General features: G+C 48.2%; 12 protein-coding genes. 10 read left to right on the top strand and 2 right to left on the bottom strand.

The features are described from left to right. Window positions 1-106 precede the first annotated feature (106 nt). The 3 genes from B9D94_RS28520 to gntK all read left to right on the top strand — a co-directional run bounded on the left by B9D94_RS28520 (window position 107) and on the right by gntK (window position 3,935). Complete coding sequence (locus B9D94_RS28520) at window positions 107-784, top strand: GntR family transcriptional regulator (protein WP_006207381.1); 678 nt, start codon at window positions 107-109, stop codon at window positions 782-784. Window positions 785-938: 154 nt separating this feature from the next. Then, entirely contained in the window at window positions 939-2,300 is a 1,362-nt protein-coding gene (locus B9D94_RS28515; protein WP_148248520.1) for a GntP family permease, read from the top strand. An 87-nt stretch (window positions 2,301-2,387) separates the two neighbouring features. Further along, window positions 2,388-3,935, top strand: coding sequence for a gluconokinase (gntK, locus tag B9D94_RS28510; RefSeq protein WP_172964008.1), 1,548 nt, complete (start codon window positions 2,388-2,390; stop codon window positions 3,933-3,935). Window positions 3,936-4,009: 74 nt separating this feature from the next. On the opposite strand, the gene B9D94_RS28505 is transcribed toward gntK, so the two are convergent. Beyond that, on the bottom strand, window positions 4,010-4,723 hold the full coding sequence (locus tag B9D94_RS28505; protein ID WP_253806065.1) for a DUF6199 family natural product biosynthesis protein: 714 nt from the start codon (window positions 4,721-4,723) through the stop codon (window positions 4,010-4,012). Window positions 4,724-5,457: 734 nt separating this feature from the next. Here B9D94_RS28505 and dnaA point away from each other — a divergent pair. From dnaA to gyrB, 6 genes are all read left to right on the top strand, one after another. Further along, window positions 5,458-6,804 (top strand): chromosomal replication initiator protein DnaA, encoded by a 1,347-nt coding sequence (dnaA, locus tag B9D94_RS28500; protein WP_006207385.1) that lies wholly within the window; start codon window positions 5,458-5,460, stop codon window positions 6,802-6,804. A 203-nt stretch (window positions 6,805-7,007) separates the two neighbouring features. Further along, complete coding sequence (dnaN, locus tag B9D94_RS28495) at window positions 7,008-8,150, top strand: DNA polymerase III subunit beta (RefSeq protein WP_006207386.1); 1,143 nt, start codon at window positions 7,008-7,010, stop codon at window positions 8,148-8,150. Window positions 8,151-8,188: 38 nt separating this feature from the next. Beyond that, a complete protein-coding gene (gene yaaA / locus B9D94_RS28490; protein WP_006207387.1) occupies window positions 8,189-8,404 on the top strand; it encodes a S4 domain-containing protein YaaA in 216 nt (71 codons plus the stop codon). A 56-nt stretch (window positions 8,405-8,460) separates the two neighbouring features. Beyond that, a complete protein-coding gene (gene recF, locus B9D94_RS28485; RefSeq protein WP_006207388.1) occupies window positions 8,461-9,573 on the top strand; it encodes a DNA replication/repair protein RecF in 1,113 nt (370 codons plus the stop codon). A gap of 13 nt (window positions 9,574-9,586) precedes the next feature. Continuing rightward, on the top strand, window positions 9,587-9,838 hold the full coding sequence (gene remB, locus B9D94_RS28480; RefSeq protein WP_006207389.1) for an extracellular matrix regulator RemB: 252 nt from the start codon (window positions 9,587-9,589) through the stop codon (window positions 9,836-9,838). 26 nt (window positions 9,839-9,864) lie between these two features. After that, window positions 9,865-11,775, top strand: a complete 1,911-nt coding sequence (gyrB, locus tag B9D94_RS28475; RefSeq protein WP_036640565.1) for a DNA topoisomerase (ATP-hydrolyzing) subunit B — start codon at window positions 9,865-9,867, stop codon at window positions 11,773-11,775. A 160-nt stretch (window positions 11,776-11,935) separates the two neighbouring features. Here the strand turns inward: gyrB and B9D94_RS28470 are convergent, their stop codons facing one another. Next, window positions 11,936-12,739 (bottom strand): YheC/YheD family protein, encoded by an 804-nt coding sequence (locus B9D94_RS28470; protein ID WP_063478213.1) that lies wholly within the window; start codon window positions 12,737-12,739, stop codon window positions 11,936-11,938. A 409-nt stretch (window positions 12,740-13,148) separates the two neighbouring features. Between B9D94_RS28470 and gyrA the strand changes: the two genes are divergently transcribed. Then, window positions 13,149-15,647: a DNA gyrase subunit A gene (gyrA, locus tag B9D94_RS28465; protein WP_036640567.1), complete on the top strand. Its 2,499-nt coding sequence runs from the start codon at window positions 13,149-13,151 to the stop codon at window positions 15,645-15,647. Window positions 15,648-15,746: the final 99 nt, after the last annotated feature.

Genomic DNA, 15,746 nt, shown 5'->3' with positions numbered 1-15,746 from the left:
CATAAGGGCATCCTGCGCAGAACGCATTCATGGTCCCCTTCTCTTCGCATGTGGTATTATTACCACTAGAAACACAAGAATCAGCATCGGATTGGAGAATCATGCTATGAAATATCCCTCAACCTGGCTTCAAGGAGCCTCTCTCGGAGAGGCCATCGCAAGTGAACTGAGACTGCAAATTATTAGCGGCACCATAAAACGGGGGGAAATCCTGTCCGAGAACCGAATCGCGGGAGAATTCGGCACCAGCAGATCCCCTGTCCGGGAAGCAATGAAAACGCTGTCCAGCGAAGGGTTAATCCAATTGGAACGCATGGGCGCAGTGGTTATGGGCTTATCGCTTAAGGAAGTTGAGGAATTGTACGATGTCCGCTATCTTATTGAGAGCTTCGTTCAGGGACATGTATTTGTACATCCGCAGCCTGAATTAGTCCAACAATTAAAACAAATCGTGGACCGAATGGAGCTTGCCGCCAAGCACCAGGACCCGGTTGAGTTCTCCTATCAGGATCTGGCATTCCACGAACGAATCATTACGGAAGCCCGTCATAAACGAATTCTTCATCTATGGAAGAGCATTCGTCCGATCGTGATCACTGTCATGTTAATTACGACACGTCAGGTGTTCAGTGGTGGGGAATTCAAAGTCCGTTATGTCATGGATAAACATCTGCAGCTCATCGCAGAGATGGAATCCCTGGATTCGGCAAGGATTCAGACGGCGGTTCAGCGTTATTTTGATGATTCCCGTCAAACGCTTCATCTTAGTTTTCCGGAGGGTTAGGTTAATCCTCCTTTCCTTTATACGATTGGCACGCTTTAAGTTGTCGACAAGTATACAATGAGATTCGCTTTGTTTTGGGTATACTATCCCGGAACATCTCAACTATTATCTATTTCCCGATTCAATATGGGTCAACTATAGGAGGAAGCAAGGTATGAATTCACTATTCGGTCTCAGTCATAATGCTACTTTGATGATCTGGACACTGCTGACGATCGTCTTCCTGATCGTGCTGATATCCAAATATAAATGGAATCCTTTCGTTACGCTATTGATTTCCGCACTGATGCTTGGTCTATTGACGGGCATGCAGCCTGCAGACGTTATTACTTCGATTACAGGCGGCTTAGGAGGTACGCTTGGAACGATTGCAATCGTTATCGCCCTGGGTACGATGCTCGGGAAAATGATGGCGGAATCCGGCGGCGCTGAGCAAATCGCAACCACCCTCGTGGATCGGTTCGGTGAGAAGCGCGTCCACTGGGCCATGATGGTTGTCGGCTTTATTGTAGGTATACCGGTATTTTTCGAGGTTGGTGTCATCCTGTTGATCCCTATCGTCTTCACGGTTGCCCGCAAAACAAAAATGTCCCTGCTGCACATCGGTATTCCCATTCTGGCCGGATTGTCCACCGTACACGGTCTGGTGCCGCCCCATCCCGCTCCAATGATCGCGATTGAAGCTTATAATGCGGACCTTGGCATGACCATTCTGTACTCATTCCTGGTTGGAATACCTGCTGCAATTCTTGCTGGACCGGTGTTCGGTAAATATATCGGTAAACGTATCATGACGGATCCGCCTGAAGAGCTGGCCGAGCAATTCTCAAGCAAAGCGGACCGCGGGTTGCCAGGCTTCGGCATCACCCTGTTTACGATCCTGCTGCCGGTTATTCTGATGCTCATTGGTTCTGCGGCTGATATTATCGATCCGGAGTCCAACAGCTTTATATCCGTGTTCTGCAAATTCGTCGGTCATGAGATCATTGCACTGCTGATTGCTGCGGTCTTTTCCTTCTTCTCGCTTGGATTCGCCCGCGGCTTCAACAAACATGATCTCTCCCGCTTCACCAGTGAATGTCTCGCCCCTGTTGCAACGATCATTCTGATCATCGGGGCGGGCGGTGCGTTCAAGCAGGTGCTGATCAATAGCGGCGTTGGTAACGCCATCGCCGAAATCGCGACGGGTGCAAACATCAACATCATACTGTTTGCATGGCTTGTCGCTGCGCTTATACGGGTCGCAACCGGCTCTGCAACGGTTGCGATGACAACAGCAGCCGGTATTGTCGCTCCCGTGCTTGCCATGACGCCAGGCGTCAATGTGGAGCTTGTGGTGCTCGCTACCGGCGCAGGTTCCATCGTATTGTCTCATGTAAATGATGCAGGTTTTTGGATGGTAAAGGAATTCTTCAATATGACGGTATCACAGACCCTCAAATCCTGGACCGTGCTGGAGACCATCCTGTCCGTAACTGGACTTGTGTTGGCTCTTGTTCTGAATGTAATTGTATAATAAAGCTATAAGACACATGAGGGCTCCCGGAAGGCTGATATTCAAGCAGCTGCCTGGGTGCCCTTACGTAGAAAGAAGGTATGTCTCTTGAGTACGCAGAACTATATGATCGGTGTTGATATCGGAACAACAAGCACCAAAGCGGTGCTGTTCAAAGAGAATGGCGAGGTTGTAGCCAAAGCCGGCGGTGAATATCCCCTGCTCACCCCTACCCCCTCTACGGCAGAGCAAGATCCGGAGCAAATTTTTCAAACCGTCATTGCTTCTGTCCAAGGGGTCATGACACAGAGCGGAATAACCCCTGCTCAAGTCCTGTTTGTCTCATTCAGCGCGGCCATGCACAGCGTGATTGCCGTTGATGGGAATGGCACCCCGCTGACCCGCTGCATCACCTGGGCGGATAACCGCAGCGCAGCCTGGTCTGCGAAGCTAAAAAAAGAACTGGGCGGCATGGAGCTGTACCAACGTACCGGAACACCGATTCATCCCATGTCCCCTGTCACCAAACTCATGTGGATGAGATACGAGCTGCCATCCGTATATAATCAAGCTGCCAAATTCATTTCGATTAAAGAATACGTCTATTTCAAATTATTCGGGCAGTATGTTGTCGACCATTCCATTGCATCCAGCACCGGGATGATGAACCTCGAGCAGCTGGCATGGGATCAGCAGGCCCTCGAACTTGCCGGCATCACCGAAGACCACTTGTCCACGATTGTACCCACCACCCATATCATGAAGGGCTTGAAAAATGAATTTGCTGCAGCCATGGGCCTCTCCCCGTCCACGCCATTTGTGATGGGAGCTGCCGACGGCGTTCTGTCCAACTTGGGCGTGAACGCCATCCAGCCGGGCGTCGTTGCGGCCACGATCGGAACGAGCGGTGCGATCCGCACCGTAGTGGACAAGCCGATGACCGATCCCAAGGGTCGTATCTTCTGTTATGCCCTTACCGAGAAGCACTGGGTCATCGGAGGCGCGGTTAATAACGGCGGCATGATATTCCGCTGGGTGCGGGATGAATTCGCAGCCTCGGAGATTGAAACGGCCAAGCGGCTTGGCATCAATCCGTATGATGTGTTAACCAAAATCGCGGACCGTATTCCGCCAGGGTCGAACGGGCTTCTCTTTCACCCGTATCTGACCGGAGAACGTGCACCATTATGGGATCCTAATGCCCGGGGATCGTTCTTTGGCTTGACCCTGAATCATAAAAAAGAGCATATGATCCGCTCCGTTTTGGAGGGTGTGATCTTTAATATGTATACTGTGCTCCTGGCGATGGAGGAGCAAATCGGCCGACCGGCCAAAATTCACGCCACCGGCGGCTTTGCCCGTTCTCCCATCTGGCGGCAAATGATGGCGGATATCTTTGATCAGCAGGTTATCGTACCGGAAAGTTATGAAAGCTCCTGTCTTGGTGCCGTGGTGCTCGGTCTGTACGCCACAGGAAGAGCGGAATCACTCGACATCGTTGGAACGATGGTCGGCGGTACCCACGAACACCATCCTGTAAAAGAAAGCTCCGATGTTTATAAGGCGCTGCTGCCCATCTTTATCCGCATATCGCGGAAGCTGGAGGAAGATTACGAAGCGATTACCGAATTCCAGCGCAGATTCGAACAATCGTAAACTTACTATATAAGTAAAAGCCCGTTTTCGATGGAGAAAATCCATGTCGAAAAACGGGCTTTTCTTATTTTTTATTACAACGCATGACTAAAAAATATCCACAGAGAAAATCCCATACCGAATATGCCCCCCGCCTTGCACATAAAGAAGTAGAAATCGCTAGGCTCCGGATTATCTATCATCAGATTCGAGGGTGACATATGAAACATAAAGCGTTGAAAAGGCTCATATCTGAAAAAACACCAATTCATGATCCCTAACCCGAGGGCTAGCAAAAAGAATCCTACGCTGCCGTTGGGGTCATGAAACTGCTCATTAGAAGCTTTAGCAAGCTCTGAAGGATAGTAGCGAGGCTCTTGCGGATCGGATCGATGAATTTGGCCAGCGCTATCCGTGAACCTCATGCCGGGGATCACCATTTCCCCCTGTTCATCGTATGAAATAAATTCCCGTTCTCCGAACAATTCCACACGATATTTCTTTCCGTCAGGATAAAGCACATCATATGACGTAGAATGGCCTGTTTTCGGATCATTCGGCCGGATTTCATACTGCTCGCCGCCCATCTCAACCCGTTTTTCCTCATCATAGGAATGGACGTATAACGGCTCCCCACGGCCGAATGAAGCCCTGTATTCGATGACCCCGCTCCCTGATTCGACAACTTTCGAGTACTTTACTTCTTCCACATAAAACACTTTCTTCGAATAATAGCCCTTCGCCCACACTCCGATCAGAACCAATGCGATGGCTAAGAAGAGTACAAGCCCTATTTTTCTCCACTTCAAGCTGCTTTCCTCCTCTGTCCACATGCTGGGTTTCCCCCAATCCCATTTTTTAATAGTACGGGTTCAGGATAAAGAAGGTTGCAATGAAACTTCCAGCGTTCCAGCCCCTAGCAACATCCAGCGTAATATAAACCTGCCAATGTGAGTTCTACTCATGAGATGCATCGATTTGATAGTTTATACAGCTCATCATAAATGCAAAACCACAATATCCCTATCAAAAAAAGCCCTCAAATTGAAATCTTTCGATTTCATCGAGGACTATCCACAGCCATTTTTCACCTTTGGTCGATTTATTTGCTGCTAGAACATTCAACCAAAAGTTATGAACAGATGGTGAGAGAAGAAAATTCTGCTTGCGAATCGGACAACCTGTGAATAATTTTTCGCGCTTTGAAGCCGATGATGTCGAAAGCTAAACAGATTATAAACAATATATAGTGGTGTGAATAATAATTATGCACAACGTATTGAATTTGTGGATAAATTAGCGACATACATTGAAAATAAGGCCTTCTTTTGCTATGATGATATTACTTTTGGTTGTGAATATGTGAATGAAGCTATAATATTATCAACAGGCTGTGGATAAAGTTGTGAACAATTTCAATTTATCCATATTTTTTTGTTTCCACAGGGTTTAGTTCTGGGGATAATTAGACATCATTCATTTTCTTTCGACATTTCCACACATGGCTCTAGCCACATTTGGAAGATTTAAAGGAGTGACAGTTTTGGAAAGCCATACTTCCGAATTATGGCAAGAAATATTATCGATTATACAAACCAAGCTGAGCAAACCGAGTTTTGACACTTGGTTTAAAGCTACGAAGGCATTGACCATTAACGATCACTCCGTCGTCATTTCTGCACCGACAACATTTGCGGTGGAATGGCTGGAGAGCCGATACACCAAGCTGGTTAGTGCAACTGTATTGGAGGTGGTGGGCAAGCAGGTTGATGTTCGCTTTGTTATTGAAGAGGCAAAAGGACACGAACCTGTGCTGCAGCAGCCATCGCCGCCGCTTGAGATATCCGGGGAAGAAATTCAGTCCCATATGCTGAATCCGAAGTATACGTTTGACACGTTTGTTATCGGTTCGGGCAACCGATTTGCACATGCTGCCTCACTCGCTGTTGCCGAAGCTCCGGCTAAGGCGTACAACCCATTATTCCTATATGGTGGGGTAGGGCTTGGAAAAACACACTTGATGCATGCCATCGGCCACTATATTTTGGAGCACAATCCCAGCAGCAAAGTCGTGTACATTTCCTCCGAGAAATTCACCAACGAATTCATCAACTCCATTCGGGACAACCGCGCTGAAAGCTTCCGCAACAAGTACCGCAGCGTCGATATTCTGCTTATTGACGACATTCAGTTCCTGGCAGGCAAAGAGTCGACGCAGGAGGAATTTTTCCATACGTTCAATGCCCTGCACGAAGAGCGGAAGCAGATTATCATATCCAGTGACCGTCCGCCTAAGGAGATTCCGACGCTGGAAGAACGGCTCCGTTCCCGGTTCGAATGGGGACTAATCACCGATATTCAGCCGCCGGATCTGGAGACACGGATCGCCATCCTTCGCAAGAAGGCGAAAGCCGAGAATTTGGATATCCCGAACGAAGCCATGATGTATATCGCGAATCAGATCGATACGAACATTCGAGAGCTGGAAGGTGCCCTTATCCGTGTAGTTGCTTATTCCTCCCTGACCAATCAGGACGTTACAACACATCTGGCAGCTGAGGCACTGAAGGATATCATCCCGTCCAGCCGGCCGAGAATGATTACGATTCAGGACATCCAGCAGAAGGTTGGCGAGTATTACAACCTGAGGCTCGAAGACTTCAAAGCCCGTAAACGGACCAAAGCCGTCGCGTTTCCGCGGCAAATTGCCATGTACTTGTCCCGCGAATTGACCGATTACTCTCTTCCCAAGATCGGAGAGGCATTCGGAGGCCGGGATCATACCACTGTCATACATGCCCATGAGAAGATTACCCAATCTCTGAAAAATGACCAGGAGCTTTTCAAAGTGGTCAATAATCTTACAGAGAAAATCAAAAATCCATCCTGAACAAGTTCAAAGCCTATGCACAATCTATACACATGTGGATAGGCTTAATTTTATGCCTTTTCTGGGGCTTATCCACATATTCAGTGCCCCTATTACTATTACTAATAATAATTAATAAATAAATTAACCATAAAGAGGGGGATCATCATGGCATTCGCCACGTGATAAAAACCCCTCTCATTTTTCCGTAAGGAGTGAAATTGATGAAAATCAGCATATTAAAAAATGTATTAAACGAATCCATTCAACACGTATCGAAGGCGATTTCCAGCCGAACCACAATTCCGATCCTCAGCGGCATTAAACTGGACGTCACTTATTCAGGTGTTACACTAACCGCTAGCGATACTGATATTTCCATTCAATCGTTTATTCCTTCGGAAGATGAGAAACATACGATCGTGCAAGTAGAGCAGCCTGGTAGTGTTGTGCTGCCGGCTAAGTTTTTCGTTGAAATCATCAAGAAACTGCCTTCCCAAGAAATTCAGATGGAGGTTAAAGACAACTTCCAAACCTTTATTTCTTCAGGAGCAACGGAAATTCAGATGGTCGGCTTGGATCCCGAAGAATTCCCGGTATTGCCCAACATTGAAGACAGCCAAACCGTATCTATACCCGGGGATCTGCTGAAAAATATGATCAAGCAAACGGTATTTTCGATCTCCACCCATGAAACAACGCCTATTTTGACAGGGGTATTGTGGAATCTTAACGATAACGAGCTGAAATTTACCGCTACGGACCGTCACCGCTTGGCTACGCGTTCAGCACAGCTTGAGGGGACTCAGGACATTTCGTTCAACAATGTCGTTATTGCAGGCAAAACACTCAATGAGCTGAGCAAGATCATTCCGGACCAAAATACACTTGTAGATATCGTTGTGGCAGATAATCAGGTATTATTTAAAATTGACCGTGTTCTGTTCTATTCCCGTATACTCGATGGAATTTATCCCGATACTTCTAGAATTATTCCAACATCGCATAAAACAGAACTTGTTTTGGACACAAAAAAATTGAGCGAGTCGATCGATCGTGCCTATCTGCTCTCCAAAGAGGAAAAAACGAACATTGTCCTCCTGCAAACGATGGAACACGGAGGCATTGAAATTTCCTCCAGCTCATCGGAGCTCGGTAAAGTGCGTGAAGAATTAGATTTGATTGATTTCAAAGGGGAGCCGCTGCGCATCTCGTTTAACTCAAAGTACATGCTCGATGTGTTGAAGGTGGTTGAGAGTGAACAGCTGATGATCGCTTTTATGGGCGTGATGAGCCCGATCGTTCTGAAGCCGCTGGACGACAGCAAGAGCCAATATATTATTCTGCCGTACCGTACGGCCAATTAAAGTTATCCCCATGTTGATAGGGATGAAAGGACAAAGTCATGAAGCAAATATTTATCCACAGTGAATATATCAAGCTGGATCAGTTCCTGAAGCTTTCAGATTGCGTATCCACAGGTGGAATGGCAAAGGCTCTGCTGCAGGAAGGAGCAGTCCTGGTCAACGACGAAAAGGAAGAGCGGCGCGGACGCAAACTGGTTCCCGGCGACATCATCAAGGTGGAGGACTGCGGAACGTTTCAGGTGGCAGCACAATAGACAGCCTCCCGCAGCCGCTTTGGCGCTAAGCGCGGAAGACGAGGGAGAGGATAAGCTTGTTTGTCAAAAATGTCAGCCTGCAGCACTATCGCAACTATGAGAAGCTGCAGCTTGAGGCGTTTGGTGATGTCAATCTGATTATCGGACGCAATGCGCAAGGAAAAACGAATTTGATGGAGGCGCTCTTCGTATTGGCTTTAACGAAGAGCCACCGCACCTCCAAGGATCGCGAATTGATTGGATTCGAGCAATCGCATGCCCATGTCTCGGCAGAGATCGATCGCAAGTATGGCGCCTTAAAGCTTGAGCTGAGTCTGTCTCAGCAGGGGAAGAAGGCAAAGATTAACGGGCTGGAGCAGCGGAAGCTCAGCGATTTCATCGGCTCGCTCAATGTCGTGATGTTTGCGCCCGAGGATCTGGAGATTGTCAAAGGCACGCCGGGGGTTCGCCGCCGGTTTCTTGACATGGAGATCGGGCAGGTGGCCCCAAGCTACCTGTTTCATCTGCAGCAATACCAGAAGGTGCTTGTGCAGCGCAACAATCTGCTGAAGCAATTATGGGGAAAAGGCAGCGCCGAGCAAGCGATGCTGGACATTTGGAACAGCCAATTGGCAGAACATGGTGTTAAAATCGTCAAGAAGAGGAAACAATTTATAAAAAAGCTGCAAAAGTGGGCCGAAAGCATCCATCAGGGCATCACAAACGGCCTCGAAGATCTCTCGCTGCACTACCTTCCGTCCTTTGCTGACGCGGAGGAAGAAGATGAAGCTGTCTTATTTGAGACATTTATGATAAAATTATCACAAATGAAAGAGCAAGAAATACGGCGTGGTATGACATTGGCAGGTCCTCATCGAGATGATCTGGCTTTTTATATTAATGGCAAAGAAGTCCAAACGTATGGATCCCAAGGCCAGCAGCGGACGACGGCGCTATCTTTGAAGCTGGCTGAAATTGAGCTGATACAGGAAGAGATCGGTGAATATCCGGTGCTGCTTCTGGATGATGTGCTGTCTGAATTGGATCCGTACCGGCAGACACAATTGATCGAGACATTCCAGAGCAAAGTGCAGACATTCATCACGGCGACGGGAATTGAGAGTTTGAATACCGACAAATTGAAGGGTGCCAGCATTTTTCATGTCCATGATGGACAGGTGGGCTCTTAAGGAGTGATTCCATATGTATATTCATTTGGGCGGAGAGAAGATCATCCGTTCGTCAGAGCTGGTTGGGATATTTGATATCTCGATAGAGAAATCTTCGAAGATCTCCAAGCAGTTCGTCACGCATGCCCAGCAGCATAAAGTCGTGGAGATGATTGGCGAAGAAGATCCGAAATCCATAGTGGTGACGAAAACGATCGTCTATTACTCCCCGATCTCCTCTGCAACGCTTAAGAAACGAGCGAATCATTTTGTAGCTCAGGCATAACAGAATCTGTAGAAGTAGGTGAACGCATGTCTATGAATCAACCGACATATGATGAGAATCAGATTCAGGTACTGGAAGGATTGGAAGCCGTTCGTAAACGTCCGGGGATGTATATCGGATCTACCAGTGCCAAGGGTTTGCATCATTTGGTATGGGAAGTTGTGGACAATAGTATTGACGAAGCGATGGCGGGAATATGCGACCATATCGAGATTATTGTCCATGAGGATAACAGTGTAACGGTTATCGATAACGGGCGCGGAATTCCGGTCGGTGAGAACGCCAAGCTGAAGAAGTCGACGTTGGAAGTCGTTATGACCGTCCTTCATGCCGGCGGTAAATTTGGCGGCGGCGGATATAAAGTATCCGGCGGTCTGCATGGCGTCGGCGTTTCGGTTGTGAATGCACTGTCTTCTAAAGTCGTGGTTCAGGTTAAACGTGACGGACACATCTACCAGCAGGAATATCATCGCGGCGTACCTCAATATGACATCAAAGTCATCGGTGATTCCGATGAGCACGGCACAACCGTAACCTTCCTGCCGGATCCGGAGATTTTCACGGAAACGACGGTATATGAGTACACCACCCTGCTAACACGGATCCGTGAGCTGGCATTCCTGAACAAGGGCATTGCACTTACACTGACGGATGAACGTACGGGTGCGTCCGACTTTTTCAAATACGAGGGCGGAATCATTGAATACGTCAAGTTCCTGAATGAGAAGAAGGAAGCTCTGCACGAAGATCCTATTTATGTTGAGGGTTCAAGGGACAATATTCAGGTTGAAGTGTCGCTTCAGTATAACGACAGTTACACCGAGAATATTTACTCTTTTGCGAATAACATCAATACGCACGAAGGTGGGACGCATGAATCCGGCTTTAAGAGTGCGCTCACTCGGATTATCAATGACTATGCCCGCAAAACCGGGATGATCAAGGATAATAACAACAACCTGTCAGGTGATGATGTACGTGAAGGATTGACGGCCATTATCTCGGTCAAGGTGCCGGAGCCACAGTTCGAAGGACAAACCAAGACCAAGCTAGGCAACAGCGAAGTGCGTGGTATTGTAGAGTCCTTGTTCGCTGAGAAGCTGCAGGAGTTCCTGCAGGAGAATCCGTCGGTGTCCCGTCGAATTTTGGAGAAGGCGCTCCAGGCATCGCGTGCGCGTGAAGCTGCGCGTAAAGCCCGGGAGATGACACGCCGGAAGAGTGCGCTTGAAGTGAGTGCTCTGCCAGGTAAACTGGCTGACTGCTCCTCCAAGGATGCTTCCATCAGTGAGCTGTACATCGTCGAAGGTGACTCTGCCGGCGGATCCGCCAAGCAGGGGCGCGACCGACATTTCCAGGCCATTTTGCCACTGCGTGGTAAAATCCTCAACGTGGAGAAAGCGCGGCTTGACCGCATTTTGTCCAACGCCGAAATCCGGGCGATTATTACGGCTCTGGGTACGGGGATTGCAGAGGATTTCGATCTGTCCAAAGCCCGTTATCACAAAATCATCATTATGACCGATGCCGATGTCGACGGTGCGCATATTCGTACCCTGCTGCTGACGTTCTTCTACCGTTACATGCGTAAGCTGGTAGAAGCGGGATATATATATATCGCTCAACCGCCGCTCTTTAAAGTCGAGCGCAACAAGGTGATCCGTTATGCCGGCAGTGAGAAAGAGCGTGACGAGATCATTAAGGAATTCGGCGAGAACGTCAAAATCAACGTACAGCGTTACAAAGGTCTCGGTGAGATGAACGCCGGCCAGCTGTGGGAGACAACAATGGATCCTGAGAGCCGTACCATGCTTCAGGTGACAATCGAGGATGCAATCCTGGCAGATACATTGTTTGATACCCTGATGGGCGACAACGTTGAGCCGCGTCGAGATTTCATTCAAGAGCATGCAAAAACGGTCCGGAATTTGGATGTATAAACGGATGTAAGCCAAAAGGGGCATCCCAAGGTCTTTGATGGCCTGGGGGCCCCTTTATTTTTTTGCCAACATTGTCTTATCATCAGGGAATATGATTCTCACGTACTTGTTATACAAACCGTTCAAGCTTTATCAGGACCGAATCGTACGACAGTAGGGGTTAGTTCGCTTTTTTCTTGCTGGATAACTTGCGACCGTAGGCGTCAGCATATTTTTTAACCTGTTTATAGACGCTTGGATCTTTGAAAAATTTCTTGAACGGGAATAGTGCAGGTTTAGTATTAACCTCCAAAATCCAGATGTTCCACCGTTCATCGATGGCAACGTCAAGACCGATCTCTTTCAGATTGGGATAGGATTTCTGCAGCTGAGCCGCGACGTTAACCCCGAGCACATTCAGCTCTCTTCGGATGTTCTCTGCTTCTTGTGCTGTCATATGCTCAATCATCAGCGGTTTATAGTGTTGGGCAACGCCGCCGCTGTGGTGGTTGGTAATGATTTTGTTCTTGGCTGCCACCCGGCCAATAATGCCCGTGCTCACCCATTGACCCGATGGACTCTTCTGTGTAAGTACTCGAAGATCGAAGGGGCGCCCTTTATGACGAAGCAGATGAATCCCTTGCTGAATCAGATACTCTTGGCCTTGAAACAGAGCGTTCAGTGTTTTATGGAGACTCTCGAGGGAGGTAAACACATCGTTCTTTTGGTCATAACGAAGCCTGTAGGAAGCAGTTGAGGTCCCGGTAGCTTCAGCGTTTAGGGAATGGAGCTGTTCGACTGACATGACGCCGATGCCGTAGGTCCCCCGATCCGGCTTAATATACACAAGCGTGTGCGTATTAAGCATATCTTCAAGCGCCTCCATAGAATATTGGCGGGTAGAGGGAATATAAGAGGCGAGACCTTTATTGTTCAAGAGTATTTTCGTTTTCGCCCATTTACTTGCAACGCGTTGTATAGCCAACCATCTTCATCCTTTCCGGCCGTGTGATGTGTGACAGGATTTTGCCTGTCTCGTAACAAAAAGTCATGTTTATCCGAGCTCATATGAAAGATTTGGACCGACTCCAGCAAGAGAGGCTGCACCCGGAAAACATAGGACAAGTATGACAAACAGTGGTATAATATAAAGATGTGATGATTCGAAAAAGTTCTTTGCAATGCATTGTATGTGAAAAGCGGCACGGAGGACAGGGCGTATATCCCGGTATCCGGGCAAAAATCATTCTTTCACTATCCATCCCGGGTTTAATTGTGCGCGGTTTGTGAAAGTAATATAATAAAGGTTAGTGCGTTTCTAGGTTTCTGATCACTATTCTGCTTTTTTCACATAGATCAAGGCATGGTTGATAGGAAAATGAAGGAGGTCCAGCATGGCGGAAGAAAATTTCTCCCAAATCAAAGATCGGGACATTGGTACCGAGATGCGCGAGTCCTTTATGGATTACGCGATGAGCATCATTGTCAGCCGGGCTTTGCCGGATGTACGGGACGGAATGAAGCCAGTACACCGTCGTATTTTATATGCGATGTCTGAACTCGGAATGGCCCCGGATAAACCGCATAAGAAATCGGCAAGAATCGTTGGCGAGGTTATCGGTAAGTACCACCCTCACGGTGACTCCGCAGTTTATGAATCCATGGTTCGGATGGCGCAGGACTTCTCCATGCGTTACATGCTTGTTGACGGTCACGGAAACTTCGGTTCCATTGACGGTGATATGGCAGCGGCTATGCGGTATACAGAGGCGCGTTTATCGAAAATTGCCATGGAAATGCTGCGTGATATTAATAAAGAGACTATAGACTTTGCTCCAAACTATGATGGTGAGGAACATGAACCGGTTGTTCTTCCTGCGCGTTATCCTAACTTGCTGGTAAACGGCGTATCAGGAATCGCAGTAGGTATGGCCACCAATATTCCACCTCATAATCTTGGTGAAGTTATCGATGGGGTTCAGGCGATGATTCGTAATCCTGACATCACACCGATGGAGCTGATGGAATATATCCAAGGTCCGGATTTCCCTACAGCGGGTTTTATCCTTGGACGTGAAGGTATTCGTCAAGCCTATCGCACCGGTCGCGGTTCCGTTACGATGCGGGCGAAGGCAACGATTGAAGAGAATAACAACAAGGCGCGCATTGTCGTTCATGAGATTCCATATCAGGTGAACAAGGCTCGTCTGGTCGAGAAGATTGCCGAGTTGGTTCGTGACAAGCGGATTGACGGAATTACGGATCTCCGGGATGAATCGGATCGTAACGGTATGCGGATCGTGATTGAGCTGCGCCGGGATGTCAACCCGAATGTCGTGTTGAATAACCTCTATAAACATACGGCCATGCAGTCGAATTTCGGTATTAACATGCTTGCCATTGTTAACAATGAGCCGAAAATTTTGAACCTACGGGACGTGTTGTTCTACTATCTGGAGCACCAAGTCATCGTTATTCGCCGCCGTACTGAGTTCGAACTCAGAAAGGCGGAAGCGCGTGCCCACATCCTCGAAGGTTTGCGGATTGCGCTGGATCACCTTGATGAGGTCATTGCGCTCATTCGTGCGTCCCAGACGACAGAGGCCGCTCGCGAGGGCTTGATTGAACGTTTTGGTCTTAGTCAAGAGCAGGCGCAGGCCATTCTGGATATGCGTTTGCAGCGTCTGACTGGTCTCGAACGCGAGAAAATTGAGAATGAATACCAGGAGCTTCTTGCCAAAATCGCGGAACTGCGCGAAATTTTGGCGAACGAGCATCTTGTGCTTCAGATCATCAATGATGAGCTTCAAGAGATTAAAGAGCGCTTCTCCGACGAGCGCCGTACAGAGATTACGGTTGGGGAAGACAGCATCCTGGATGAGGATCTGATTCCACGGGAAGAAGTGATCATCACCATTACGCATACCGGTTATATCAAGCGTCTGCCTGCGAACACGTATCGCAGCCAGAAGCGGGGTGGACGTGGCGTCGTGGGGATGGACACGAAGAGCGAGGACTTTGTTGAGCATCTCTTCGTGACGAATTCTCACCATTACCTCATGTTCTTCACGGACAAAGGGAAGGCGTATCGACTGAAAGCCTATGAGATTCCGGAGCTTAGTCGTACGGCACGCGGAACACCGATCATCAACCTGATTCAGATTGAGCAGGGTGAATCGATTAATGCCGTGATCCCGGTGGAGAACTTTGATAGCGATAATTTCCTGTTCTTTGCCACACGCCAAGGTGTTGTCAAGAAAACCCCGCTTGAGGATTATGTGAATATCCGTAAGGGCGGTCTGATTGCAATTAACCTGCGCGAGGATGATTCCTTGATTGAGGTCAAGCTGACAGACGGTCAGCAGGAGATCATTATAGGAACGGCGCAGGGAATGTCCATCCGCTTCAAGGAGAGCGATGTGCGCTCGATGGGAAGAAGTGCGACAGGCGTAAAAGGGATTACGCTGGATGACGATGACGAAGTCATCGGCATGGACGTTGTGGATCGGGAGCTTGATATCCTCATTGTAACGACCAAAGGTTACGGCAAGCGGACGCCAGCGAGTGATTACCGCAGCCAGACCCGTGGCGGTAAAGGGATCAAGACGATTAATATTACGGAGAAGAATGGACCGGTTGTAGCATTGAAGGTCGTGAAATCGGAAGAAGATCTCATGATCATTACGTCTAGCGGTACCATTATCCGTACTAGCATGGAAGGCATCTCCACCATGGGCCGTTATGCTCAGGGTGTGAAATTGATCAACATCCGTGAGGACGATTCTGTTGGTACGGTGTGCCGTGCGGATAAGAGCGATGATCCGGAACCGGATGATGAAGATGAAGAAGGCCAGGACGGCGACACAACGCCGACAGAGGCAACTGAAGAATAACGAAGTAAGAGGGTATAGATGCAGATTTGCATCTATGCTCTTTTTTTGTGCTTTTGGATTACAAATTCAGGGAATTGGTATTGTACAGGCTGCGGAAGT

Origin of the sequence: Paenibacillus sp. Cedars (assembly GCF_003184205.1) — a bacterium.
Lineage (GTDB): Bacteria > Bacillota > Bacilli > Paenibacillales > Paenibacillaceae > Paenibacillus_AQ > Paenibacillus_AQ glucanolyticus.
This window is presented reverse-complemented; position numbering and strand designations above follow the sequence as displayed.

What these genes read in the sequence shown, in the direction of transcription:
- B9D94_RS28520 (WP_006207381.1), top strand. Translation starts at nt 107, where the DNA reads ATGAAATATCCCTCAACCTGGCTTCAAGGAGCCTCTCTCGGAGAGGCC.
- B9D94_RS28515 (WP_148248520.1), top strand. Translation starts at nt 939, where the DNA reads ATGAATTCACTATTCGGTCTCAGTCATAATGCTACTTTGATGATCTGG.
- dnaN (WP_006207386.1), top strand. Translation starts at nt 7,008, where the DNA reads ATGAAAATCAGCATATTAAAAAATGTATTAAACGAATCCATTCAACAC.
- yaaA (WP_006207387.1), top strand. Translation starts at nt 8,189, where the DNA reads ATGAAGCAAATATTTATCCACAGTGAATATATCAAGCTGGATCAGTTC.
- remB (WP_006207389.1), top strand. Translation starts at nt 9,587, where the DNA reads ATGTATATTCATTTGGGCGGAGAGAAGATCATCCGTTCGTCAGAGCTG.
- gyrB (WP_036640565.1), top strand. Translation starts at nt 9,865, where the DNA reads ATGTCTATGAATCAACCGACATATGATGAGAATCAGATTCAGGTACTG.
- gyrA (WP_036640567.1), top strand. Translation starts at nt 13,149, where the DNA reads ATGGCGGAAGAAAATTTCTCCCAAATCAAAGATCGGGACATTGGTACC.